At 40.9% G+C, this 24,035-nt stretch carries 31 protein-coding genes, 1 tRNA gene, 2 rRNA genes and 1 pseudogene (1 of these 35 running past the window's edge); 7 read left to right on the top strand and 28 right to left on the bottom strand.

Features of this window, described 5'->3' with window-relative positions:
• Window positions 1-22: 22 nt before the first annotated feature.
• From ACN6MY_RS03620 to ACN6MY_RS03545, 16 genes are all read right to left on the bottom strand, one after another.
• Window positions 23-181: a hypothetical protein gene (locus tag ACN6MY_RS03620; RefSeq protein ID WP_419882771.1), complete on the bottom strand. Its 159-nt coding sequence runs from the start codon at window positions 179-181 to the stop codon at window positions 23-25.
• Between the two features lie 53 nt (window positions 182-234).
• The gene (locus ACN6MY_RS03615) at window positions 235-393 is read right to left on the bottom strand and encodes a hypothetical protein (RefSeq protein ID WP_419882770.1); all 159 of its coding nucleotides are present in this window, start codon (window positions 391-393) and stop codon (window positions 235-237) included.
• 43 nt (window positions 394-436) lie between these two features.
• Window positions 437-871 (bottom strand): hypothetical protein, encoded by a 435-nt coding sequence (locus ACN6MY_RS03610; protein ID WP_419882769.1) that lies wholly within the window; start codon window positions 869-871, stop codon window positions 437-439.
• 294 nt (window positions 872-1,165) lie between these two features.
• On the bottom strand, window positions 1,166-1,861 hold the full coding sequence (locus ACN6MY_RS03605) for a 2-methylcitrate dehydratase (RefSeq protein WP_419882768.1): 696 nt from the start codon (window positions 1,859-1,861) through the stop codon (window positions 1,166-1,168).
• Window positions 1,862-1,872: 11 nt separating this feature from the next.
• Window positions 1,873-2,310: a RusA family crossover junction endodeoxyribonuclease gene (locus ACN6MY_RS03600; protein WP_419882767.1), complete on the bottom strand. Its 438-nt coding sequence runs from the start codon at window positions 2,308-2,310 to the stop codon at window positions 1,873-1,875.
• A gap of 11 nt (window positions 2,311-2,321) precedes the next feature.
• A complete protein-coding gene (locus ACN6MY_RS03595) occupies window positions 2,322-2,522 on the bottom strand; it encodes a hypothetical protein (protein ID WP_419882766.1) in 201 nt (66 codons plus the stop codon).
• Between the two features lie 174 nt (window positions 2,523-2,696).
• Complete coding sequence (locus ACN6MY_RS03590) at window positions 2,697-3,560, bottom strand: ATP-binding protein (RefSeq protein WP_419884062.1); 864 nt, start codon at window positions 3,558-3,560, stop codon at window positions 2,697-2,699.
• Window positions 3,526-4,179, bottom strand: a complete 654-nt coding sequence (locus ACN6MY_RS03585; RefSeq protein ID WP_419882765.1) for a DnaD domain protein — start codon at window positions 4,177-4,179, stop codon at window positions 3,526-3,528. Before ACN6MY_RS03585 ends, ACN6MY_RS03590 begins: the two co-directional genes overlap by 35 nt.
• Window positions 4,180-4,370: 191 nt before the next feature.
• Entirely contained in the window at window positions 4,371-5,384 is a 1,014-nt protein-coding gene (locus ACN6MY_RS03580) for a RecT family recombinase (RefSeq protein WP_419882764.1), read from the bottom strand.
• 2 nt (window positions 5,385-5,386) lie between these two features.
• On the bottom strand, window positions 5,387-6,784 hold the full coding sequence (locus ACN6MY_RS03575; protein ID WP_419882763.1) for a hypothetical protein: 1,398 nt from the start codon (window positions 6,782-6,784) through the stop codon (window positions 5,387-5,389).
• Between the two features lie 224 nt (window positions 6,785-7,008).
• Window positions 7,009-7,227: a hypothetical protein gene (locus ACN6MY_RS03570; protein WP_419882762.1), complete on the bottom strand. Its 219-nt coding sequence runs from the start codon at window positions 7,225-7,227 to the stop codon at window positions 7,009-7,011.
• 295 nt (window positions 7,228-7,522) lie between these two features.
• Window positions 7,523-7,792 (bottom strand): hypothetical protein, encoded by a 270-nt coding sequence (locus tag ACN6MY_RS03565; RefSeq protein WP_419882761.1) that lies wholly within the window; start codon window positions 7,790-7,792, stop codon window positions 7,523-7,525.
• Window positions 7,789-8,316 (bottom strand): helix-turn-helix domain-containing protein, encoded by a 528-nt coding sequence (locus tag ACN6MY_RS03560; RefSeq protein WP_419882760.1) that lies wholly within the window; start codon window positions 8,314-8,316, stop codon window positions 7,789-7,791. The genes ACN6MY_RS03565 and ACN6MY_RS03560 overlap by 4 nt, the downstream gene beginning before the upstream one ends.
• A 61-nt stretch (window positions 8,317-8,377) precedes the next feature.
• Entirely contained in the window at window positions 8,378-9,076 is a 699-nt protein-coding gene (locus ACN6MY_RS03555) for a BRO family protein (protein WP_419882759.1), read from the bottom strand.
• Entirely contained in the window at window positions 9,076-9,378 is a 303-nt protein-coding gene (locus tag ACN6MY_RS03550) for a hypothetical protein (protein ID WP_419882758.1), read from the bottom strand. Before ACN6MY_RS03550 ends, ACN6MY_RS03555 begins: the two co-directional genes overlap by 1 nt.
• Window positions 9,379-9,444: 66 nt before the next feature.
• Window positions 9,445-9,672 (bottom strand): helix-turn-helix transcriptional regulator, encoded by a 228-nt coding sequence (locus ACN6MY_RS03545; protein WP_419882757.1) that lies wholly within the window; start codon window positions 9,670-9,672, stop codon window positions 9,445-9,447.
• Window positions 9,673-9,838: 166 nt separating this feature from the next.
• Between ACN6MY_RS03545 and ACN6MY_RS03540 the strand changes: the two are divergent.
• The 4 genes and pseudogenes from ACN6MY_RS03540 to ACN6MY_RS03525 all read left to right on the top strand — a co-directional run bounded on the left by ACN6MY_RS03540 (window position 9,839) and on the right by ACN6MY_RS03525 (window position 12,681).
• Window positions 9,839-10,278 (top strand): annotated as a pseudogene (locus ACN6MY_RS03540) (helix-turn-helix domain-containing protein).
• 16 nt (window positions 10,279-10,294) lie between these two features.
• Entirely contained in the window at window positions 10,295-10,735 is a 441-nt protein-coding gene (locus tag ACN6MY_RS03535; RefSeq protein WP_419882756.1) for an ImmA/IrrE family metallo-endopeptidase, read from the top strand.
• Between the two features lie 18 nt (window positions 10,736-10,753).
• Window positions 10,754-11,245: a PH domain-containing protein gene (locus ACN6MY_RS03530; RefSeq protein WP_419882755.1), complete on the top strand. Its 492-nt coding sequence runs from the start codon at window positions 10,754-10,756 to the stop codon at window positions 11,243-11,245.
• A gap of 146 nt (window positions 11,246-11,391) precedes the next feature.
• Complete coding sequence (locus ACN6MY_RS03525) at window positions 11,392-12,681, top strand: tyrosine-type recombinase/integrase (protein WP_419882754.1); 1,290 nt, start codon at window positions 11,392-11,394, stop codon at window positions 12,679-12,681.
• Between the two features lie 78 nt (window positions 12,682-12,759).
• Here the strand turns inward: ACN6MY_RS03525 and groL are convergent, their stop codons facing one another.
• Window positions 12,760-14,388: a chaperonin GroEL gene (gene groL / locus ACN6MY_RS03520; RefSeq protein ID WP_419882753.1), complete on the bottom strand. Its 1,629-nt coding sequence runs from the start codon at window positions 14,386-14,388 to the stop codon at window positions 12,760-12,762.
• A gap of 60 nt (window positions 14,389-14,448) precedes the next feature.
• Window positions 14,449-14,733 (bottom strand): co-chaperone GroES, encoded by a 285-nt coding sequence (groES, locus tag ACN6MY_RS03515; protein WP_419882752.1) that lies wholly within the window; start codon window positions 14,731-14,733, stop codon window positions 14,449-14,451.
• A gap of 400 nt (window positions 14,734-15,133) precedes the next feature.
• Between groES and ACN6MY_RS03510 the strand changes: the two genes are divergently transcribed.
• Both ACN6MY_RS03510 and ACN6MY_RS03505 read left to right on the top strand, forming a co-directional pair.
• Window positions 15,134-15,865 carry a CPBP family intramembrane glutamic endopeptidase gene (locus ACN6MY_RS03510; RefSeq protein ID WP_419882751.1) on the top strand — a complete coding sequence of 244 codons (732 nt, stop codon included), beginning with the start codon at window positions 15,134-15,136 and terminating at the stop codon, window positions 15,863-15,865.
• A complete protein-coding gene (locus tag ACN6MY_RS03505; RefSeq protein ID WP_071350479.1) occupies window positions 15,862-16,068 on the top strand; it encodes a YdiK family protein in 207 nt (68 codons plus the stop codon). The genes ACN6MY_RS03510 and ACN6MY_RS03505 overlap by 4 nt, the downstream gene beginning before the upstream one ends.
• A 54-nt stretch (window positions 16,069-16,122) precedes the next feature.
• On the opposite strand, the gene ACN6MY_RS03500 is transcribed toward ACN6MY_RS03505, so the two are convergent.
• The 3 genes from ACN6MY_RS03500 to moaC form a co-directional block, all read right to left on the bottom strand.
• Window positions 16,123-16,743, bottom strand: a complete 621-nt coding sequence (locus tag ACN6MY_RS03500; RefSeq protein WP_419884061.1) for a DUF3885 domain-containing protein — start codon at window positions 16,741-16,743, stop codon at window positions 16,123-16,125.
• Between the two features lie 88 nt (window positions 16,744-16,831).
• Window positions 16,832-17,500, bottom strand: coding sequence for a redox-sensing transcriptional repressor Rex (locus tag ACN6MY_RS03495; protein ID WP_419882750.1), 669 nt, complete (start codon window positions 17,498-17,500; stop codon window positions 16,832-16,834).
• Between the two features lie 34 nt (window positions 17,501-17,534).
• Window positions 17,535-18,029: a cyclic pyranopterin monophosphate synthase MoaC gene (gene moaC / locus ACN6MY_RS03490; RefSeq protein ID WP_071353222.1), complete on the bottom strand. Its 495-nt coding sequence runs from the start codon at window positions 18,027-18,029 to the stop codon at window positions 17,535-17,537.
• A gap of 140 nt (window positions 18,030-18,169) precedes the next feature.
• On the opposite strand from moaC, the gene ACN6MY_RS03485 reads away from it, so the two are divergent.
• On the top strand, window positions 18,170-20,095 hold the full coding sequence (locus ACN6MY_RS03485; RefSeq protein ID WP_419882749.1) for an ABC-F family ATP-binding cassette domain-containing protein: 1,926 nt from the start codon (window positions 18,170-18,172) through the stop codon (window positions 20,093-20,095).
• A 267-nt stretch (window positions 20,096-20,362) separates the two neighbouring features.
• Here the strand turns inward: ACN6MY_RS03485 and tsaD are convergent, their stop codons facing one another.
• The 7 genes from tsaD to ACN6MY_RS03450 form a co-directional block, all read right to left on the bottom strand.
• Window positions 20,363-21,376, bottom strand: a complete 1,014-nt coding sequence (tsaD, locus tag ACN6MY_RS03480; RefSeq protein WP_419882748.1) for a tRNA (adenosine(37)-N6)-threonylcarbamoyltransferase complex transferase subunit TsaD — start codon at window positions 21,374-21,376, stop codon at window positions 20,363-20,365.
• The gene (rimI, locus tag ACN6MY_RS03475; protein ID WP_419882747.1) at window positions 21,373-21,825 is read right to left on the bottom strand and encodes a ribosomal protein S18-alanine N-acetyltransferase; all 453 of its coding nucleotides are present in this window, start codon (window positions 21,823-21,825) and stop codon (window positions 21,373-21,375) included. Before rimI ends, tsaD begins: the two co-directional genes overlap by 4 nt.
• Before the next feature lie 21 nt (window positions 21,826-21,846).
• Window positions 21,847-22,554, bottom strand: a complete 708-nt coding sequence (gene tsaB / locus ACN6MY_RS03470; protein ID WP_419882746.1) for a tRNA (adenosine(37)-N6)-threonylcarbamoyltransferase complex dimerization subunit type 1 TsaB — start codon at window positions 22,552-22,554, stop codon at window positions 21,847-21,849.
• Window positions 22,551-23,006: a tRNA (adenosine(37)-N6)-threonylcarbamoyltransferase complex ATPase subunit type 1 TsaE gene (gene tsaE, locus ACN6MY_RS03465; RefSeq protein WP_419882745.1), complete on the bottom strand. Its 456-nt coding sequence runs from the start codon at window positions 23,004-23,006 to the stop codon at window positions 22,551-22,553. The genes tsaB and tsaE overlap by 4 nt, the downstream gene beginning before the upstream one ends.
• A gap of 218 nt (window positions 23,007-23,224) precedes the next feature.
• A tRNA-Met gene (locus ACN6MY_RS03460) sits at window positions 23,225-23,298 on the bottom strand.
• Between the two features lie 61 nt (window positions 23,299-23,359).
• A 5S ribosomal RNA gene (gene rrf, locus ACN6MY_RS03455) occupies window positions 23,360-23,476 on the bottom strand.
• Window positions 23,477-23,582: 106 nt separating this feature from the next.
• A 23S ribosomal RNA gene (locus ACN6MY_RS03450) occupies window positions 23,583-24,035 on the bottom strand (it continues 2,478 nt past the right edge of the window).

Genomic DNA, 24,035 nt, shown 5'->3' with positions numbered 1-24,035 from the left:
CTAAGAGAAATCTTGGCTTTTTTTATGCCTTTTTACGGTTGCCCCATTCATATCGATTATTAATATTTGCAAAGGCTAAGTCCCTTTTCCCTTTGGGCTTTTCGGTTTTTACAATTGGATGCTTCTCTATGTAAGCAAGTCTTTCATCTTCGGTCATATACCAAACTGTTACTTCACTCAAAACGATTCCCCCTTTATGACGTTTCCTTTCACAACCTGCAAAATAGAAACGGATTATACATTTACTTTTTTAAGATATTCCGTTGCAACTTCACCTGAATATCCTTCTAAATCAACTACTTTTCTTCCTGATAACTCGTATTCATCAGCGATTACTTTGTATTTTATTTTGTCATTTCCAATAATAAAAACAACAACATCATCCTTTTTCAAAAATTGTCACTCCTTCGCTATAACTATCGAATGTACGGTATATCTACCATTCATAAAGTGCCATTGCTTCTCTGGTTTCTTCAGCATTTCTGAATTCGTTCCAAATGCTCAATCCATCGAGCTCAATGACATTTTCAAAATCTTCATAGACCAACTTTTCAGAGATTGCTGTTCCTGGATCATTGACTTTTTCTAAAGGAATAGCCTGGTCTATCCCGTGCATTTTTCTTAATGGAGGATTTAACTGTAATTTCTGGTTACATATCCTCAAATAAAGATATTTCGTCTTCGTCAGGACCCTTACATGTAACAATGCGCCGTCCTTTTCAATGTATGGGTCATTATGATGAATCCATTGAATTGCATACTGAACAATTTCCTGCTTTACGAGTTTCTTCAAGGTCCTTATAAACTGAGCAGCATAGTCTTTATAAGATTCTTCCTCTTCCAGAAAATCAAAGATTGTCATCTGTTCCACTCAATCACCGCCTAATGCCTCATTTTGTACCGCGTGAATTTTGATTTACGGGATCTGCAGCCATCTCTAAATCCTTTTGTATATGCATTTGCTGAAAAAAGACCCATTCCAAATGCTCCCAATATAACCCCTAGAATTATAAGAAAAATGCCTGGCATCCTATTTATCCTCCCATATCTAGTTTCCAACCTTTAAGCAGCCGTTTCTCCAGCTCGTGTTTTCTCAATGGCTCATAGATATAAACACGACGCCCCTCTTCCCAGCGGAAGAGAAGCATCCATTTTCTCCTGGACATTAGGCTACGCCATCCTGCGTATCATCTTTATCATCAGCTTGGTCGGGCTTGTCCGGCTCTTTATCAATTAGGAAATCAGCATTTTCTGGTGCTTTAACGGGTTCATCCAGTTTTTCAGTGTTTACTGAATTTGGCTCTCCCTCTTTCCAATCCCACCACGCCTGTGCAAGGGGGGCCACTCTTTGGCGATAATCATCCATCATTTCCGCAACTTTACCAGAGCTGATATCAAGTTCATTTGCTAGTTTAATGAAAGATTCTCCTTCAAGACGTCGTTTTACAAGTTCCGCAAAGTCATTAGGAAGGTCATCATAATTTGGTGCAAGCCCTTCAAGGATGAATTTATCAATCGGTTCACGATCAATTTCTTTTTTCTCTTCCTTGGTTTTTGGCTTTTCTTTAGGCAGACCCAGATCAGCTTCTAATTGCTGGTTTTCATTTTTCAATTCTGAAACAGTGCCGTTTCCATCTACTGTGTAACGAGTAAGTGGTTCATTTGTTCTTAAATCAACCGTTACACTGTAATTCACGATTAAAGATTCAAGCTGAATTTCTGCCTTTTGATCTATCATTTCAGAAAGGCTATCAAGTTTTCCATCAAGTCCAGAATCACTTACCTCCAGAACAATTTCCTTAACGCCTTTTGGCTTAAGATTAATTTTCTTTACTAAGGCTTTAAAATCGATATATGACATTTTGTTTCCTCCTAGATTGATAGATTTAATTGCTGCATTTCAAATGGTTTAACCATAACTTCTACACGTGGATTCTCGCTATACCACTTACTAACATGAAGTTCGACAACCTGACTGTCATCCTGCCAAATAACTTTGTTTAAGGCATCCTTTATCCCCTTCACATAATTATCAACGTCCGGTTTGGTTGTTGGTCTCAAATCGCCACACTCAGCTGCAGCCTTTTTCTTTTTACTAAAGCTTTTAAGTGATGGCTTATAAACTCTCACAAAAAGTTGTAGCGGACCTTCCAATAATGTTTTTGGCTTATGTTGCGAAGCGACTACTTGTACATATTTTTTAAAATCCCGGGACTTAGCAGGATCATACATCCTTACCTGCCCGTTAATTGTGGTTGCCCGCGGGCGCCCCTGGGCGACAGGTTCACCATAAACTGTGAATTGAATCATGTTATCCCCCCTCAATCATCCAAATCCATGTATTTAGGCTTGTGCTCAGTTGCCATAAGATGTTTGCCTTCTAACTGTTGGATACGTTCATTGGCCCGTTTAAGCCTGTCCTCTGTGATGGTGTACATTGCGTGCAGCACTCGATATTTTTCTTCCATATCCCGGATTGTGGCGTTAGCTTCTTTAAGCTTAAGGAGTGATTTTCCCTCCATCGTTATGCCCCCTTCTTCATAAGCAGGCGCTTGCGGTCAATGTCCGCTTGGATCCTGGCGAATGTGGCCTTTTGTTCTGCCAGTATGGATTGATCTAGCCCACAATCAGGGCAACCTGTTTTCTCTAAGAAATAGCTGCCAATTTTATTTATAATTCGGGTACCTTTACATCGCTCACACATTTGGAGCACCTGCCAATCTATGATTTAATGTTTTTCTGTCACCTTGAATCACTACTGTAAAGTCCCTGCACATTTGATAAATTCGAGTACCTAGAGCTTCGTCCACATCCGCCAGCTGATCCACCGTCAATTCAGAGGAAACAAGGATAGGTTTATGGTTCAGGTAGCGATAATTTATAACTGAATACATTTGTTCTATCTGCCATTCAGTAGCCCGGGGAACTCCTTTTGCTGGCTTAAACAGGTCATCGATAAAAAGCACTTCAACTTGCTTCATTCGTTCCAGTTTTGCTTCTAACTTATCGAAATCATCTTTCAGGTCACTGAATCCCTCAACGTATGGAAAATAAAGTACAGGCACGCTCTCACGTTGAATAAGGTTATTGGATATCGCGGTAAGCAAATGCGTCTTGCCGGCACCAGGCTGCCCCAACAAAGCAATGCTGTTCTGCCGTTCCTGTTTAATAGTTTGATAGCCTTTTAGGTAGGCCATGGAACAATCATAGGCATCTGCTATGACCTTCGGTTTTCCGTTTCTTATAAAATTTTGAAAACCCAGCTTCTTAAATTGGTCGGTAATCTCACTGGCCTTGATGATACGTTCTGTTTTATACCGCTGAACACAATCACATCGGATTGAAAAGGTTGTATGCCACTCCTTTGCCTCTTCAGGTCCACATATCTTGCCCGCAAGGTAATCATCTTCCAATACCATGCTGGCAGGAGTTAGTCTGCAATCCGTTCCTCTCGTTTCAGCAATCCATTCCGTATTTTCATGAACCCTATAAATGATGATCTGCTTATCCTTGCATTTAAGACATTTAGGCTTTTCTTCTTCCAATCCATCCAACTTCATTTCCTGTGATTGATTGTTCCGGTGCCGCAGGTTTTCGAGAATTTGATCTATTGTTGTAGCCATTAATGGTCCCCTTTCTTGTAGGTTTATCAGGGTTTTTAAGAACAGCTTCCACATACTTAAGGTTTCTCGCTCCATGTAAGGTTGCTTCTTTCATAGCCTCCAGCACTTTTTCCTCTCCGTAATCATCAATCAGGCTGCCTAACCGTTCTGCAGTGAAACCACTAATAGTGCCGAATCCTTCCGCCTCAAAGAATCCAAATACATTGACTGGTTGCTTATCTTCCTCTAATTCCTTCTTGTCGGAAACGTTGTAGGAAACTTTGTCGGCAATAGTTGCCGACAAATCAATTAAGCTGTAAATTGCTGACTGCTTACCCTTCCTGGATTTAAAATCTATATAGACTTTGGTTTTCAATTCGTTTCTTGCATTGCTAATGGTTCTTTCAGAGAGGCCGGTTTTAATACAAAGCACCGATACAGCCACCGTAAATTCTCTCTGCCATCCGGCCTTATTGTTTATGTGCACCAAGGCATGCCATAAAGCAATTGCCGATGTGCTAAGTGAATTTGTTTCGAGCCGATCATAGAATGTATTTATCAGCTTTATGTAGTTCATGGTGAACCTCCCCTCTTATTCCCATCATTTGGTGCAAATTGCAAAGCCATCTTTTACTGCTTTTATTCGATAATCTGGATAGCCTTTGGCGATATATTCATAGATCAACCGCTTTAAGTGTTCCTTGTCCCGTGCCTGCTCCCAAATTTTTTTCGGAAGCAAAACACGGTGCGGAACGTCACTGTCACCTATCATAGGAACGGAGGATTATCTTCATCAAAATCCATTTCAAAGCTCATCATGTCCGGAGGGGCTTCTCCATATTGTTCTTTTTCTTGTTCAACAGGTGCTTCTGTCGGCGTGGATTTAATTTCTTCAAAGCTTGCCTCTATCGTTTCAGCCTCTTTAACCTTTGCCTTGCTTCTTTGCCCTTCTAATTCCACGAATTTTTTAAGTGCAGCTAATTTCTGAATGCTTAATTCATTTATTTCTTGTTGGAACCGTTCTTGAGCTATTTCGTTAACTTGCTTATCTGTAAATCCAAATTTTCCAGCATCTTGCTTAATTTCATTTATTAGTGCAGTTTTTGCATCTTCTTCATCGATGGATTCCCCATCTTCAATTGAAATTTCTTTCCGTTCCATTCTTCTTGCATTGTCCTGGACTGAATCAACACTTCCTTCAACGGTATGATCATCAATATCAACACCAAACTGCGCTTTAAGAGCTCTCTTTAAGACATGCTTCTTGAACATGTCATTAAAGTTTGACTTCCAGAGAGGATTAATTCCTTTTTCCAAATGCTCAACCTCGCTACGGTCCATAAATACAACCTGATCAGGTGCACCTTTTCGTTTAGCTATGGCGTAGGCTGCTACAGCTTTTCCTCTGAGCGGTAAAGCAATTTTATGTTTAAGGATTTTGAACTCACCATCCACAAGTTCAGCTTCAAAGTTTTCAACTTCGTTTTCTCCAATAACCTCACCGCTGGCCGTAATATACTCTGGATGTTTTCTAGCTAAGAAGTGGATTCCTTCAACACTTATTTGAATGTTCATCTTGCCTTTGTAAGGAATGGCATAGATATGATTCATGAAAGGATTTAGACCGGATGCAGCACAAGTTTGAATAAATAGGTTAAATTGTGCATCGTTTATTCCTTGTGGTGTGAGGGTTTGTTTTAACGTTGCCACTTCCCCGCGTGTCATTCCTCCGACTACAACCTCGTTAGGATCATTTTTTTGAACCATTTGGTTTTCACTCATGCTTATGCAACCTCCTTATTAGGATTTTCAGTTTCGATTTTAAATTCCCCAGCCTTTACTTTTGCGGTGATTAATTGGCCGGCAGGAGCTGTATATTTAAGGATTGATTCCGCATTGTCTACAAAAGTGGGAGTAATAACCCCAGATTGCTGGCTAAGAACCTCAATCATTTCTAATCCGCATTTGATTTTTTCGGCCGTTGATAGTTTGCTATATGGTTTGTTATCCATTTCAATTTCAAATGTATCTCTAAAATCACCGTTCTTTAATTCCTCGAAAAGGCGAACAGATATTGTTGTAAAAAGGTCCCCGACCTTCTTCACCATTAGTTCAGCTTGCTTCCCTCTAAAGACTTTTATGGCTTCGATAATCCGCTGAGATTCAGCACGCTCTTCCCGAATGATATCCCGGTTTGCTTTGGCTGCTTCAATATCTTCTTTCAGCTTTACCAGTCGGCTGGCTTGCTCAAGCTGCGAACGTAAAGGATAAATTTTCGCATCTAACTCTTTTGTAATAGCAGATGAATCCACTTCTAATAATTCAGGTAACTCTTTAAGTTGTTCATTCAGTTCGTTATATTCAGCCACTAATTGTTTGCCGGCCTGCACTTCTTTTGAAAAGCGGCTATTAAGCGAATCTTTTACATTTTGTATAGATTCTTCATCAAGAGCTTGTCCACATGTGGCACAATGTTCATCAATGCTTTCATTTTTAATCGAATCTACCAAGTTTCTTTGACGGGTAATCTGGCTTTTAATAGATTCCACTTTGGACTCTATCCTTAAACGGCTTTGGTTAGTTCGCTGCTGTTCAAAACGCTTGTCATCCAGAGCATCACGTTCTTTTATTAGGTTTTCAATTTGCTTTTGAATCGCATTCTTATCCAACTCGTCAGTATTCGCACTTGATAGTTGTTCTTCAAGGGTTAACACCCTCTCCCCAGCCCTTTCTAAAGCTTTATCCTGTGTTTTGAAACGCTCACGATGTATTTTCTCCAAATCCTCTAATGAATGCTTTTTCAGTGGACCTTCAAGAGCTTCTTTATGAATAGGAAGCATTTCCGCATACACTTCAGCATTTAGAGGTTCATCGACATACTGGAGAACCTGCTGGCGCTGTTCTTGCCACTTCTGAGTAAAGAAGTACGTTGGATTAAATAAAGATAGAAAAAGATCTTTGTCGAACAAGGATTCAACTAGCTCGTTATAGGCTGTAGCTTTTTCTGGCACACCATCAATGTGATAACTTGCTGTTTTCTTTTGGCTGCGGCAAAGCTTGATGTCTTTCCCATCAACTTCAAGCAGAAGTTCAATCTTGGTTTCAAGTGATGAGTCATGAATTGGCTTAGGATCTAACTTTGACCCGAGAATATCTGTACTGAATAACGCCCAAGTTACCATATCCCCGACAGAGGACTTTCCTGCTCCGTTCCTTCCCATGATTCTATTAATCTCTGCTAATTCAAGGGACAAGGCAGCATGGCTTTTAAAGTTACAGGCTTCAATTTTTTTAATAGATACGTTCATAATTGCCTCCTATATTGCTTGATTTTTTAAAATGAGATAAAATACTTGTAATTGAATTTTCCAAACCTTCGACTCCTGTTACAGCAGGGGTCTTTGTTTTATTCTCCGGCAGTCTCACAAACTGACATTTCTGCAATGTAATCCCGGCAGCATTCCAATTTTTGATGCACATAAACGGTTTCTCCTTGGCCATCCTCAAATTCATAAAGTTCTTCTCCAGCATAGATATCTTCATGGCAGCCCAGGCATTCTCCAAACACCTGCGGGTCCTTGGACCATAAAACATCCAAAACCATTGGATTTTCAACGATGTTCATTTTCCCTTCTCCTTTCTAAACTATTGATGGTGCGTTATTTGCACCGGCATGATCAAAAGTGCTTCCGCGGGTGAAGGGAGAACTCCAAGCCCCACTTTTGACCATGACGGCATAAACAAGCTTGCCGTAGAGAGTTTCAACCTGCTATAATAAAGCCAACCTTTAATATGTTAGAAGAAAGTAGTGAGTTCACAGCTCGCTGCTTTTTTTATTCCATCCAGCCCGTTTTGGCTGCTATAACTACTCCAATTCCCATTAGGATGATGAATGCTATAAAAAACACTAGATACCCCATTCACTTGCCTCCCCTGGATATCAATTGTGCGCGTACCCCTAATGAAGTCAGTCCCTGAACCATGCGGTTTAAATCTTTCCTGTTCTTTCTCTTCACTTCAATTTTTTCAAGCTCCCTTATGCTATTTAATAAATCGCAGGCAGTTAATTTAGCTTCTTTGAAGTCCTTATTCATAATGGATTCTTCAATCCGGCTTAAGCATGTGTGAAAACAACGCTTTTCATTAACTTCCTTTCTTAGCTCACTATGTAGCTGCTGTTGAAAATTCATTTTCTTAGGAACCTCCTTTGAATTAACTTCAATTTGTGTTGTGTCCACATTTTTATCCACGATATTCCGTACTCCTTACAAAGAACCGCTACATAATGATTGAGTGCCGTAATAGCATCAATACTTTCTTGAATTGCCTTTTCAATTACTTGGATATCATCTGAATTTACAGTATTGGGGTTATTTCTCAGTTTTTTAGAAGCTATTGAAATAGCTGTTAATGCCTCCTCTAATTCTTCCTCGGTAACCACCGATACGTTGGTTCTATGTAGGTCGACAGCGTCACCGTCCAGCTTAGGAATACCCCAGTTTGTATACTCCTGGGCAGCCTCCATTGCTACCCAAGGATTATTAATTTCATCCGCAAAGTATTGAGCTGTGCTTGGCTGTACCTTATAAGCTCCTGTTTCCTGTTGTGAAATCGCTTCTCTAGAACTGAAAAGCTTAAAGGATAATTGTGTTTGAGTTAACTTGGCTTCTTTTCTACCAAGTTGTAAGGCTTTATTTGCCCTGCCATTTTTCATTATTTGCTTCCCCCTTTCTACCAGTGTTATTGGATAATCTTGTTAAAATAAAATTAAGGAATTAAGAAACCTTACGAGGTATCCAATTTTCGATGTAACGAATGGCACTCTGCATTTCTTTTCGTTTTACATCCTTGTAGCTGGCTACCCCGAAGCGGTCTTTAATCTCGCGATAGAGTTCTCTGAATAGCCTGGCTGCTTCTTTCTTATCTTCCGTAAATTCATATACTCGGCGGGCCACACCTTTTTGAAGCCGACGCTGTTCGCCGTAATCCAGGGTGATCTGCTCCTCCACCTTGGTTTCAAGCTGTTGGATCTTTTTAGAATGATCGTTCGTGACTAATTTCAGCTCTTCCGTCTCCTCGGCTGTGATTGCTGAGAGTTTCATTAGAGCAACCAAAGATTGCTTATCATTTAGAGGAATCACGTTAGATCCTAAGTAGACTCCGTTTTTCCTGATTGATGGCAGGACTTCTTTCCGGATCCATCGTTTAAAATCATTCGCTTCTTGCTTTCTGCTGGATAGTACGAATGCATATAAGCCAGATTCACTGATAATTGTCATCTGCTGCCGGCCGCCGGGGGTGTCGGCTGAAACTACATCCTTTTCATCTTCATCAAGCCTGGACAATGTATCGCGGCTGTTTTTGATGCCTAAGATGTCAGCAACATCCTTTGCAACAAACCAAGGTTCCTTTTCCTGTTCAACAATGCGCAGCTCCTGCCCGCGGAATTCGAAAAGCCTTTGTAATTCGTTCATTAGATCGCCTCCCTGATGTTTGTTGAGTTGGCTTTGATCCACTCAAATACTTGGTCCCGGGGATAGCGTGCTTTAATTGTCTGTAGCCTAGGGAAGGTAGGATTAGCTGTTACCTTCAGGACGGTAGGTGGTGCTATTTGAAGTATTTCAGCTAGATGTTTATTGGTTAGAGTGGGAGGATACGAAAATCGTTTCATTCCGTCCTCAACACCTTTTTCATATGCTTTTTGAAACAGCTCTTCCATTCGTGACTGAAACAAGTTTGCTTCCAGTTCATCAAAAGTTATGGATGTTCGTGGCATTGGTAACCTCCTATAAATTGCGACAGTGAACCTTTTCTTTTGGCTTATGATTCATGGTTGGCATCGTTAGGCTGAATTGTTTGTATAAGTTTCTTGTACATGTTTTCCGAATAAATAAGCTATATCTTGTTCAAGTATCTTAGATATTTCAATTGCTTTATTAAGTGTAGGTTGCGAATGCCCGTTTTCCCAATTGGCAACAGTCTGTTTCCCTTTAAACCCCAGCTTTATAGCTAACTCTTCTTGTGTGAGTTCCTTAGCTTTCCTAGCAGCTAGTAACCTTTTGTTTTTCATATTGATTCACCACCTTTGTATAAGTAACTTGTACCTTTAATCAGATTATAATGTATAAGAATCTTGTACGTCAACAATAAAATATAATTTTCTTGTACTTTTGTTTCTTTTCTTTTGAATTAAGGTACAATTTCCTTGTACATATAACCTATGGAGGAATTCCTGTATGTTGAAAAATAGATTAAAAATGAAGAGAGAAGAAAAGAAACTTACACAAGATGACTTGGCAAAAAAAGTAAACGTCACAAAAGGCACAATAAGCAACTATGAAAATGGCCATAGTACACCATCAAATGAAATGCTGCGGAATTTGCAGATATATTAAATACAACTACAGACTATTTACTCGGAAGAAGCGAAGAAAACTTAATAACCCCTACCTTCGAGAAATCAGTCGACAAAGATGAGAAAGATATTGCTAAACGCATGGAAGAGTTTAGAAAAGACTTAACAAAACAAGATGGTTTAAGTTTTAATGGGGAACCAATGAGTGAAGAAGCCATTGAATCATTATCAGAGGCTATGGAATATGCTTTTCGACAAACTCAGAGGATAAATAAAAAGTACATTCCTAAAAAACATAGAAAAGATGACAACGAAGAATAGGACACGGGGCGATTTCATGAAATGGATCAAAAATGTTGTGATCAAATTAGGACAGAAACACAAAACAACGGACCCTTTTGAGCTCGCATCTTTATTAAGTATTGAAGTTGTTCCGTGGGACCTGCACAAAGAAATTAGAGGATTTTATAAATACGACAAAAGAAATAAGTTTATTTTTATTAATTCCAATTTAAATTGGGAGATACAACGTTTTGTTTGTGCCCATGAGTTAGGACACGCTTTGCTTCACCCTCGCTCTAATACTCCATTTTATAGGGAGAAAACCTTATTTTCGATAGAGAAAATTGAGGTCGAGGCTAATTCTTTTGCAGTAGAGTTATTAATGCCAGATGAGATATTAACTGGTTTTAACCATACTAATCTATCACTTGATGAAATTGGAGAAATTTGTGGAATTCCTAAAGGTTTCTCTCAACTCAAAGAGATTGAAAATTAAAAATAAGGAGAATGAACTATGGCTGTAAATATCGAGAAACTATTACAAAAAGCTAAGGAACATTTTGAAACTGGTGAAGTAGCTAAATATACAATTTATGGTGCTTATGAAACAAAATCACTAGGAGCAGATACAGTTAAGAATGGAATAATGATAGCAACTGATCGTCGAGTTGTTTTTTATGGTAAAAGAACTTTTGGTTTCGATCTTGAATCATTTCCATATAAAAATATCAGTTCATTTGAAATGGGTAAGTCTATGATGGGTCACAAGATTTCATTTTTCTCTTCTGGAAACAAAGTATCAATGAAATGGATTAATAAAGGGGACTTAGAATCTTTCATATCAGAAGTAAGGAACCAGATTACTGGCAATGCCTCTAATGCTGCACCAACCTCAACAAACATTGATGAAGCTGACCAAATTAAAAAGCTTGCAGAACTAAGAGATCAAGGCATTCTTACTGAGGAAGAATTTAGCGCAAAGAAGAAGCAGCTGCTTGGAATTTAAATAAGGCCCACTAACAGGGCTTTTCTTTCACGGCAAAAACAGAACATACATTCCTGTTTCAGATGTAAATCTTTTGTTCGTTTATTATCATCATCTAATGTTTAGTTTAGTTTAGTTTAATTAATGCGGAAAGGTTGTCGGAAGAGTTGTCGGAAAGGTTGTCGGAAACCAAGCAGGAAAGATTACAGGCAATGATTGCCGACAAAGAAGGAAGAGAACCATTAAGAGGAGTGGAAAAAATGGCACGTGTCCAAAAATATCAAACAGCTAAAGGCGAACGCTGGATGTTTATTATTGAAAACGGGATAGATCCACAGACCGGGTCCCGCAGGAGAGTCGTCAGGCGTGGTTTCGAAAAAAAGAAACAAGCCGTAGATGCTGCCAAAGAATTAGAATACCAACTTGGAATTAGAAATCTTGATACCAAAGGCAATATGACTTTTAAAGAAATGGCTGAAGAATGGTTATCGGTATATGGATTAACAGACAGAAAGATTAGCACCTTGAGGGTCAGGAATCATGAAATTGGCCATTTAAATGCATTTTTAGCCCAATACAAATTAAAAGATATCACTAAGAAAATGTATCAGAATGTTTTAACCACCCTTAAAAATGACAAAAAGCTGGCTCATAACACCATTTCCGGTATTCATGGTACTGCAAGAATGATCTTTAAGCGTGCCATGGAGCAGGATTTAATTATGAATGACCCGACACAGTATGCCTTTATTCCAAAAGATAAAAAAACAGTCGAAGACATTGAAAATGCCAAAGTTCAGGATAAATACTTGGAAAAACACGAACTGCAATTATTCCTTGAAAAATCAAAGGAACTAAATGAGGAAACATACACTATGCTCTTTGTTTTAGCGTGGACAGGTCTCCGAGCAGGAGAACTTGTAGCTCTAAAATGGCGGGATATAGATTTTGAGGAAAAGACCATAAATGTGACCAAGACATATTATAATCCGAAGAATAACACGAAAGACTTCACCCTGCTTCCCCCTAAGACAGCCGGTTCAATTCGAAAGCTGATCGTGGAAGATGAAGTTCTAAAGGTCCTCCAAAAACACCAGTTAAAGCAAAAGGCTATGAAGCTAGAGGTTGGAAAAGAATACTTCGATGAAGATTTTATCTTTGCACGAATGAACGGTCCTTATTATGGTTATCCCCATTTTATAAAAACTGTAGAAAACCGGATGGAATCAGTCATGAAGAATTTGCCGAATATAAAAAAGCATCTTACTCCCCATTCTTTACGTCATACACATACATCTTTGCTTGCGGAGGCTGGAGTAGAGCTATTACAAATTATGGATCGTCTGGGGCATTCAGATGATGAAACAACGACTCAGGTATATTTGCATATTACCAAAGATCGTAAAAAAGAGGCTTCCCAGAAGTTCGGAGAACTAATGAGAAACCTCTCTGTATAAAGTATTGGCACCAAAATGGCATCAAATGAGGGGATGTTTCACTCGAATACCTTATATATCAAGGTATTTTTGAGTGAATTACATCATGCCGCCCATACCGCCCATGCCGCCCATGTCAGGCATTGCAGGAGCATTTTCTTCTGGCTTGTCAGCAACAACAGCTTCTGTTGTTAAGAACATAGCTGCAACTGAACCAGCGTTTTGAAGAGCGTAGCGTGTTACTTTAGTTGGGTCAACGATACCAGCTTCGATCATGTTTACCCATTCGCCAGTAGCAGCGTTGAAGCCAGTGCCGACTTCTTCGCGTTTTAAGCGTTCAACAATGACAGATCCTTCAAGACCGGCATTGTGAGCGATTTGGCGTACAGGCTCTTCGATTGCGCGAAGCACGATAGAGATACCAGTTGCCACGTCGCCTTCTTCCTGAAGAGAAGCCACTTTATTGTATACATTCAGAAGAGCAGTTCCTCCGCCTGATACGATTCCTTCTTCAACTGCTGCACGAGTAGAGTTTAATGCATCTTCAATGCGAAGTTTGCGTTCTTTAAGCTCAGTTTCAGTAGCAGCACCCACTTTGATGACTGCAACTCCGCCAGCTAATTTAGCAAGACGCTCTTGCAGTTTTTCACGGTCAAATTCAGAAGTTGTTTCTTCTAATTGAACACGGATTTGGTTAACACGTCCTGAAATGGCAGCAGATTCGCCAGCGCCTTCAACGATCGTTGTGTTTTCTTTAGTAACAACCACTTTAGAAGCGCGACCAAGAGATTCAATCGTTGCAGATTTAAGGTCAAGGCCTACTTCTTCTGTGATGACTTCTCCGCCTGTAAGGGCAGCGATGTCTTCTAGCATTGCTTTACGGCGGTCACCGAATCCAGGAGCTTTAACAGCAACTGCATTGAATGTTCCGCGAAGCTTGTTCACAACAAGAGTTGCCAATGCTTCACCTTCAACATCTTCAGCAATCAATAAAAGTGATTTTCCTTGCTGTACAACCTGCTCAAGAACAGGAAGGATTTCCTGGATGCTTGTGATTTTTTTGTCAGTGATTAAGATGTATGGATTTTCAAGAACTGCTTCCATTTTATCTGAATCAGTAACCATGTATGGAGATGCATATCCACGGTCGAATTGCATACCTTCCACAACATCAAGCTCAGTAGTGAATCCTTTAGATTCTTCGATTGTGATAACACCATCATTTCCAACGCGCTCCATAGCTTCAGCGATCAGTTGTCCAACTTCTTCATCATCAGAAGAGATTGCAGCAACCTGTGCGATGGATGCTTTGCCTTCGATTGGCTTAGATATCACTTTTAATTCTTCTATTGCAGCTTTAACTGCCTTTTCGATTCCTTTGCGGATTCCCATTGGGTTAGCGCCCGCTGTTACGTTTTTAAGGCCTTCACGGATCATGGCTTGAGCAAGAACGGTTGCAGTAGTTGTACCGTCTCCAGCTACGTCATTTGTTTTGCTTGCAACTTCAGCAACAAGCTTGGCACCCATGTTTTCGAATGCATCTTCTAATTCGATTTCCTTAGCAATTGTAACACCGTCATTTGTAATTAATGGAGAACCGAATTTCTTCTCAAGAACCACGTTGCGTCCTTTAGGTCCAAGCGTTACTTTTACTGTATTTGCAAGTGCGTCCACACCGCGAAGCATGGAACGGCGAGCTTCTTCACTAAATTTAATATCTTTAGCCATTGTATAAGTTACCTCCCTAATGGTTTTAAATGTATGATTCGTTAAGTATGCCGCTAGAAATTAGCCGATTACAGCTAAAATGTCGCTTTCACGTAAAATTAAGTATTCAGAGCCTTCGTACTTCACTTCAGTACCGGCATATTTTGAGAAGATAATTAAATCGCCTTGTGCTACCTCTAAAGCAACACGTTCGCCATTATCAAGCACACGGCCTGTTCCGACAGCTACAACCTTGCCTTCTTGAGGCTTTTCTTTTGCAGTATCCGGCAAAACGATACCGCTGGCAGTCTTTTCTTCCGATTGAACTAGTTCAATAACAACGCGATCACCTAATGGTTTTAACAAAGTGAAACAACCTCCTCAAATTCTTTGGTTAATTGGTTTAGATTATTAGCACTCTACACTAACGAGTGCTAACACAATTCCTATATTAAATAAATCATCCATCTTTTGCAAGTATCTTCATGAAAAATTTTTTTATAAATTTCTAAGGCAATTGGGAAATGCTATATCGTAATAGCAATAGGCTCAGATAATGCACCAAATAGGCTGCCCGCAAACCTTTAATTGGAGTTCTCCGTGTTTTTTTGGTACCCTTTTATGTATAGAAATCTTTTTGACGGGCTGTACCTTTTAAAACATTCGCACACTTTCAGGAAAAACTGTTATGCTGTTTAAAGGATCTTTTGCAGCATGGACTGCAAGAAGAATAAAGGAAGTTTTTCTATTAAAGGAGTTTTCGTTTTTGAAAAGAGAATATTGGTTTGTCATCATCACATATATCGCCATGCAGCTATCGGGATTTGTCGGCGTACCCATCCTTATGATGCTTGGCGCCTTAACAGGTGCTTCTCACCATGATCTGCAGATGAAGTCCGGGGCATATTGGATTGTCATCAGCTTCCTGGCAGCACTGGTGCTTGTTTTATTCTTTATGAGGCATGATATGAGAGAAAGCAGGAACAGCCGGAATCAGGCTTCTATTCCTGTGTCAATTGCGTGGGCGGTTGCAGGGATCTTTCTCGCCTTGTTTTCCCAGTCCATCGCGTCCTATCTGGAACAGCTTTTTGGCATCAGCCCGGGCTCTAAGAATACTCAGGACATCCTGACGCTTATCAAACAGGTGCCGTGGGTCATCTTTGTCAGTTCCGTTATCGGGCCGATCCTTGAGGAAATTATCTTCAGGAAAATTATTTTCGGATCACTTCATAAGCGTTATAATTTCTTTTTGTCTGCATTGATCAGTTCGTTCATTTTTGGTCTTGCCCATATGGAATTCGTTCATATTCTACTTTATACGGCAATGGGCTTTTCGTTTGCATTCTTATATAATAAAACGAAAAGAATTTGGGTATCAATGTTTGCCCACGTGGCAATGAATACATTGGTCGTTATTTTGCAATTGTTCAGCAAGGATATCGAAAAAATGGCCCAAAATGCTAAACATGTGCAAGGCATCATCGGAGGGTTTTTATGAGACGGCAGCAATCACCGCTTGCTATGGGGATCCTTTATTTCGGCTTAGGCATTCTATTTACTGTATATGCCATCCAGCATGTCTCTCACTCTGGATGGGGATTCATTTCATTATTTCTCATCCTTTTGGCCACACTGGACATTGGATCTGGAATACGGATGCTGCTTTTATATGCCAAGATAAAATCTTCTAAACAAAAATAGTCTGTTAAATTTTCGGGGGAAACACCTGTAATGGTGTTTCCCTTTCTACATCCTTCAATTGAAAACCTTATCATTTCTTGGCCTGTCATAATCCAATATCCAATCATTATATAATTCATACATCCCTCTAATTGTGTAAGGTGAAGCTGCTAATACATCACAGCCTCTATCATCATAAACGTGAAAAATGGTTTTCTTATTTATATTAATGAAATAAACGCTATGATGCATCCTTGGTTTTATACCAAGATCCTGATTGCATATCGCCTTTAACAAAGGTTTATATGTCAATTCAGCCGTTTTGCACTTCAGAGAAAACCTGTGTGTTCTATATATTCCTTCTTGATCATCTTCCGGATATAAATAGGGCATTATTTCGTGCTTTAACCTATACAAAAGCGGCTTCTCAACATACGGTGAAAAGTTACTGAATTTACGTATACTGTATTTTCCTTTATCACAATCATTTACATCCATACTTACAAAAATATCATCATCAGAAGAATGCAGGGCTTCAAATAATGTAATGACCCTTTTATAGCAGCCTAACACATATGGGCTGTTCGGATAAGAATACTCCCTTTTCCACTCCGCTCCAAGCTCAAATCGTATGCCAGTATCCCAGCTATAAAATAAAGGTGGTTTTAGTTCTAAATCAGGGAATGTTTCGTGCATAAATTCATTTACTTTCACTCCAGCACCTCATAACATTTTTGTAAGAAAAAGCTAAAAATAAAAATGCTGCCCATTCCGGCAGCATTTTTTATTCGTTGTCAGGAAGAACTTCTTCCCCGGAAACCGGATAATGTTTAAGAAAGTAGATCAGCGATTGAAGCTCAACTGCAAGATCTATATGATGGATCCTGATTGACTGCGGCACATTCAGCCTTGCAGGTGTGAAATTCAGGATTCCCCTGATGTCTGATTCAACCAGAAGGTCTGTAATCGGCTGTGCAGCCTGTGCTGGAACCGTCAAAATAGCTACAGCCACATTTCTTTCCTTTAGTCTTGCACTGATTTCATTCATATGAAAAACAGGCACATCGCTTATCGTGGTTCCTACTTTCGCTTCATCTACATCAAAAGCAATTTCGATCTTTGTATTATTGTTTTTCAAAAAATTATAATTTAAAAAAGCAGTCCCCAAATTGCCCACACCAATCAAAGCAACTTTTGTCAATTCATCCTGATCGAGCGTCTTTGAGAAAAAAGAAAGCAGGTAATTCACATTATACCCGTATCCCTTTTTGCCAAGCGCACCAAAATAGGAAAAGTCCCGCCGGATTGTCGCTGAATCAACTTTCACTGCCTCGCTTAGTTCCGCGGAGGAAACCCTCTGCTTGCCAGAGACATGCAAATTCTTCAGAAATCGGTAGTATAAGGGCAGCCGTTTCGCTGTTGCCTGCGGTATCTTCATTTGTTCTTGACTCATTCTTTTCCCCCGCTTTCAAGCAAATCTCTTTATGCTATTGATTGATTTGCCTTTTATAATCCGGACTGGAGACCCCGCCAGTTTTTTCGATTAAGTATGTCGGGCCGATGACCATTCCTTTATCAATGGCCTTGCACATATCATAGACAGTCAGCGCAGTAACTGAAGCGGCTGTCAGCGCTTCCATTTCCACTCCTGTACTTCCTTTTGTCTTGGCAGCTGCTTCTATCATAAGACGATAGCCGTCTTCCTCTTCTTTCCATTGGAACGAAATATTGACGCCCTGAAGCGGAATGGGATGGCACATTGGAATAATGACTGATGTGCTCTTGCTTGCCATAATTCCAGCCACCTGTGCCACAGCAAGGACATCCCCCTTTTTCATCTTATTATGGACTATATTCTCGTAAATCTCTCTATTTAAAGAAATACTCGAAGCGGCCACAGCCGTCCTGACTGTTTCAGGCTTTTGGCTCACATCGACCATTTTCGCCCTTCCCTGCTCATTAAAATGAGTAAATTCAGCCATAAAAAAACACCTCTTTCTTAAATGATACACTATTATACCCATTTTGCGGAACCTTTGTTTTATGTTTCACATAATCACTTCTATTGCCGATAGAGCCTGCAATACGTTACACTATCACTATAGCAATTGAGGTGAATACGATGATTTTACTGCAAATAAATCAGCTCACAAAGTATTATGGTGCTGAATTAATATTATCAAATATGAAGCTTGAGGTACAAAACCGGGATCGGATTGCTCTGGTTGGCCGCAATGGCGCCGGAAAATCGACCCTGTTAAAAATAATTGCCGGAAAATTATCGCATGATGGCGGAGAAATCCTGAAGCCTAAAGGAGTATCCATCGGTTATTTAGCTCAAGATACCGGCCTTGAGTCAGAGCTGTCCATCCAAAATGAAATGCTGACGGTTTTCAGTGATTTAATTAATCAGGAAAAAGAACTGCGAAGACTTGAAGAAAGCATGTCGAAGCCTGAAATCTTCGAAAATGACGTCCTGTACCAAAAGGTTATGAAGGAATATGATGAACTTCAGGTCAGCTTTAAAGAACAAGGCGGGTACCAGTATGAAGCGGATATTCGCTCTGTCCTGCACGGCCTTCAATTCGCAGGCTTTGACAGCTCAACACTTATATCTTCCTTGAGCGGCGGCCAAAAAACGAGGCTTGCCCTTGCCAAGCTTTTGCTGAAAAAACCCGATATTCTGATACTGGATGAGCCGACCAACCATTTGGATATTGAAACACTGTCCTGGCTCGAACAATATCTCCAAGGCTACCAGGGAGCTGTTTTAATTGTATCACATGACCGCTATTTCCTTGATAAGGTGGTCAATCAGGTTTATGAAATTTCCAGGCACTCTATAAAGAAATACTTTGGAAATTACAGCAATTACCTGGTGAAAAAAGCGGAGGATTATGACCGTGACTTAAAGCAATTTGAAAAACAGCAGGATGAAATCGAAAAGCTGCGTGACTTTGTGCAGAAAAACATAACACGTGCCTCCACCACAAAACGGGCTCAGAGCAGACGGAAGCAGCTCGAGAAAATGGATGTTTTGGACAGGCCGCAGGGAGATGAAAAATCCGCCAATTTTTCATTTGGAATTGATAAACAAAGCGGCAATGAAGTTCTCCACATCAACAGCCTGGGGATCGGTTATCAGGAACAGCCGGTAGCAAGCAATGTCACTCTTCGGATCGCTAAAGGAGACAGCATGGCGCTTGTTGGACCAAATGGCGTCGGTAAATCAACGCTGCTAAAAACAATCATTGGCAGATTGCAGCCCTTACAGGGTGATTTCCGATTTGGCACAAATGTACAGGTCAGCTATTATGATCAGGAGCAGGCGAACCTTGTTTCCAATAAACGCGTGCTGAACGAACTATGGGATGAACATCCCCTATTGCCTGAAAAAGATATCCGTACCGTTCTTGGCAACTTCCTTTTCTCAGGGGACGATGTGCTGAAGACTGTCTCCACACTTAGCGGCGGTGAGAAGGCACGCCTTGCACTTGCGAAAATCATGATGGAAAAAGGCAACTTCCTTATCATGGATGAGCCAACCAACCATCTTGACTTAGACAGCAAGCTTGTACTCGAAAATGCCTTGATTGATTATCCAGGGACCATCCTTTTTGTTTCTCATGACAGATATTTCATTAACAGGATAGCAACCAAGGTAATAGAGCTTTCTGGCACCGGCAGTGAAGAATTCCTGGGAGATTATGATTATTATCTTCAGAAGAAGCAGGAACAAGCCGAAATACTCGAGCTTGAGTCCAAAGCATCTATTCAAACTGAACAAGCTGCAGAAAAGACAGGATATAAATTGGACAAGGAAGCAAAAAAGGCAGAACGTCAGCGAAAAAGAAGATTAGAAGAAGTTGAAGCATATATGGAGCAGTTAGAGGTAGAAATTAAACAGCATAATGAACATCTCTGTGACCCGGAAATCTTCCAGAACCATGAAAAGGTCCTTGAAATACAAGAAAAATTAGAAAAAGCACAGCAAGATTTAGAGGTATATATGGAAGAATGGGCTGAACTGGAAGAAATACTAAGCTAATTATGAACAGGCTTCTCCTCGAGATGCCTGTTTTTTTATTAAGAACTTACTTATCCACTGGTTTATCAACAAACTGCATACTGTATTAACAGCTTTTTTAATAGTTTTCCACACTATCCACACCGAAAACGCCACTTATCCACAATTCCCCCTACTTATACACATGCTTCAGCTGTTCTAAAAAAAAGATATCCACACCATTCCTGAAGTCTTATTTGAGTGTACAAAAAAAGCCTGCTGCGCATTGTAATGCGCAGCAGGCTTTCATTATGCTTCTATATCTAACCCCGGATTGCCATTAAGCGCGAGATTCGAGCGTTTCCCGCGTTCATAGAGCACACTTCCGGCCGCAGCAATCATCGCTGCATTGTCTGTGCATAAATTCAGTGGAGGAATGACCAATTCAACATTTGGCAGGTCTGCAAAAGCTTCTGATAAAGCCGCTCTAAGCCCCTTATTGGCCGCTACTCCCCCAGCAAGCAGGACTTGCTTCACGTTATATTCTGCTGTTGCCTGCAGCGTCTTTTTGACCAGCACTTCAATTACACTCTGCTGAAAACTTGCAGCCAGGTTTGCCGGTTCAATTTCTTCCCCGCGCTGTTCTGCATTATGAAGGGTATTGATCACGGCTGATTTTAATCCGCTGAAGCTAAAATCATACGATCCTTCGAGCCATGCCCTTGGAAGGCGAATGGTTGGCTGCCCTTCATGTGCAAGCCTATCTATATGCGGGCCGCCTGGATATGGCAGGTTTAAGGTCCTGGCAACCTTGTCATACGCTTCCCCCGCAGCATCATCTCTTGTTTCCCCGATTACTCTGAATTTTCCATGCGCCTCAAGCAAAACAAGCTCTGTATGCCCGCCGGACACGACTAATGAAAGAGCCGGAAATACCATCTCTTTTATAAGCCGGTTCGCATAAATGTGGCCCGCTATATGATGCACGCCTATTAAGGGGATATTGTGGGCAAATGCAACTGCTTTTGCAGCATTGACTCCTATCAAGAGAGCTCCTACAAGCCCTGGTCCTTCCGTAACAGCAATCCCGTCGATATCTCCATACTGGACTCCAGCCTGCTCAATAGCTTCTTCAATTACCAAAGTGATTTGTTCAACATGGTGTCTTGAAGCAATCTCCGGCACTACCCCGCCAAAGCGCTTATGGCTTTCAATTTGGGAAGCTACAACATTGCTTAAGATTTCTGTTCCGTTTTTGACCACTGAAGCTGCTGTTTCATCACAGCTTGTTTCAATGCCCAAGATAATTTGATCCTTTTTCATAATAAATTCACCCACATCACATAGGCATCCTCTTGATTATCTGTATAATAATTCTTCCGGATGCCGCCTTTTTGAAAACCTAGTTTTTCATATAATGAAATTGCAGTCGTATTTGAAACACGCACTTCCAGAGTCATTCTTTTCACACCCTGGCTCAGCGATATTTCTATCATCTTTCTTAGTAACGCCTCACCAAGCTTTTGGCCTCTGTAATCTGGCAGGATGGCAATATTGGTAATATGGGCCTCATCAATGACAATCCAGGCTCCGCAATAACCGATTATTTCCCCTTCATCTTCAATGACCATATAGACTGCATATTGGTTATGATTTAATTCATTAAAGAAAGCATCCCTGCTCCATGGAAGAGTGAATGACTTTCTTTCTACGATAAGAACTTGATCGATATCTTCTGTTTTCATCATCCGGAACATCATTGTTTTACTCATCCATATCGGTCTCTTTCCCATTTATTTTTTTCCCTGAGAACTGCCCTGCTGCTCGAGCCATTTAGCCTCCGCCTCAGCCAGGCGTACGTAGTTGGGGACAAAATGATGGATATCCTCCTCACTCTTGTCCCTGCCAATGAAAGCAAGCTCAGATGGACGCGGTATATAAGCCTGAGGAGGAGAAAATACAGCCAGGTCACCAAGCTGTTCGGCAATGGCCTCTTTATGAAGGCTTATATCTTGTCCGACAAATAAGACGGGCTTTCCAAATTCCTTTAATTTCGCGGCCCATTCAGAGGATAAGATATTGGTATCTTCATGCACGGTCTCTATTCCTGATTCTCCGTATTGATATAAGCCCGTATAAACCTGCCCGCGTCTTGCATCAAATAAAGGGGAGATCAAACCATTGAAATACCTTCCATTTGCTGCGAGCGCTTCAAGGCTTGAAACTCCCGACAAAGGAACCTTTAGCGTCCAGGCAAGGGTCTTGGCGATAGTCACACCGATCCTCACACCTGTGTATGATCCTGGTCCCTTTGCTGCTACAATTTTGCCTATTTCCCCCGGAGCCGTTTCACAGTCCTTAAGGAGGGTTTCAATTGCAGGCATAACTCTTAATGAATGGTTTTTCTTCAGGTTGGTTACATACTCCCCAATTATCTGGCTGCCTTCAATCAATGCAATGCCCAAAGTAAAATTCGATGTATCAATAGCTAAAACCTTCATGAAAGAATCTCCTTACATAACTTAACATATCGTTCGCCATGAGCTTCGAAAACAAAGCGCCTCTTTGTCTCATCCAGCCGTAAAATTTGTATCTGCAGCAGGTCTGCCGGCAGCTGGCCCTCAATCAAATGAGCCCATTCAACAACCGTCACGCCATCACCATTAAAGTACTCATCAAATCCCAAATCTTCCTCTCCTTCGCTCACACGGTAAACATCCATATGATACAGAGGCAGGCGACCCTGATATTCTTTAATGATGGTAAATGTGGGGCTGTTGACATTCCTTGTTACTCCCAAACCTTTCGCAAGCCCCTTCGTGAATGCCGTTTTTCCCGCACCCAAGTCTCCTTCCAGGGCAAGTACATCTCCTGCAATTAAGTGCTTTGCCAGTTCCATTGCGAATTGATCCGTCTCTTCCGCACTTTGAGAAATCCATTTAAATATTTCCATCTATCGTTCACCACTTAACTTCATTCAATTTTATTTTAGTTTACAGCTTGTGTATACATAATCTTAGTGTACCTTTTTTCAAAAAAAGAAACAAATTAGAAAAAGGATAGCTTGGTTTTGAAGCATAATTAATAGGTTCATTTTAGCTAAAAGGGGTGAAGCGTATTTCAAGATCTCAGAAAACAAAAAAAAACGAAACAAAAGTTTCGTTTTCCTGATTGCGGGGACAGGATTTGAACCTGCGACCTTCGGGTTATGAGCCCGACGAGCTACCAGACTGCTCCACCCCGCGACGATAAAATATTGATTCATATATATTATAACCATATTTCAGGTGAATATACATAAATTTCGCTTGGCGGCGTCCTACTCTCACAGGGGGAGAACCCCCAACTACCATCGGCGCTGAAGAGCTTAACTGCCGTGTTCGGAATGGGAACGGGTGTGACCTCTTCGCTATCGCCACCAAACATTTTCTCTGAAGACATTTATTATTATATATCTTTTCAAGAAATTTTGCAAGAACTTTTTTTGTTCTTTCAAAACTAGATAATAGTGAAGGGTTTACGCGTCATTTTGGTTAAGTCCTCGATCGATTAGTATCTGTCAGCTGCACGTGTCACCACGCTTCCACCTCAGACCTATCAACCTGATCATCTTTCAGGGATCTTACTAGCTTGCGCTATGGGAAATCTCATCTTGAGGGGGGCTTCATGCTTAGATGCTTTCAGCACTTATCCCGTCCGCACGTAGCTACCCAGCTATGCCTTTGGCAAGACAACTGGTACACCAGCGGTGCGTCCATCCCGGTCCTCTCGTACTAAGGACAGCTCCTCTCAAATTTCCTGCGCCCACGACGGATAGGGACCGAACTGTCTCACGACGTTCTGAACCCAGCTCGCGTACCGCTTTAATGGGCGAACAGCCCAACCCTTGGGACCGACTACAGCCCCAGGATGCGATGAGCCGACATCGAGGTGCCAAACCTCCCCGTCGATGTGGACTCTTGGGGGAGATAAGCCTGTTATC

This window comes from Peribacillus sp. B-H-3 (assembly GCF_048572925.1).
In the GTDB taxonomy this organism is placed as follows: domain Bacteria; phylum Bacillota; class Bacilli; order Bacillales; family DSM-1321; genus Peribacillus.
The sequence above is the reverse complement of the archived record's forward strand: the minus strand, read 5'-3'. Positions and strand labels throughout refer to the sequence as shown.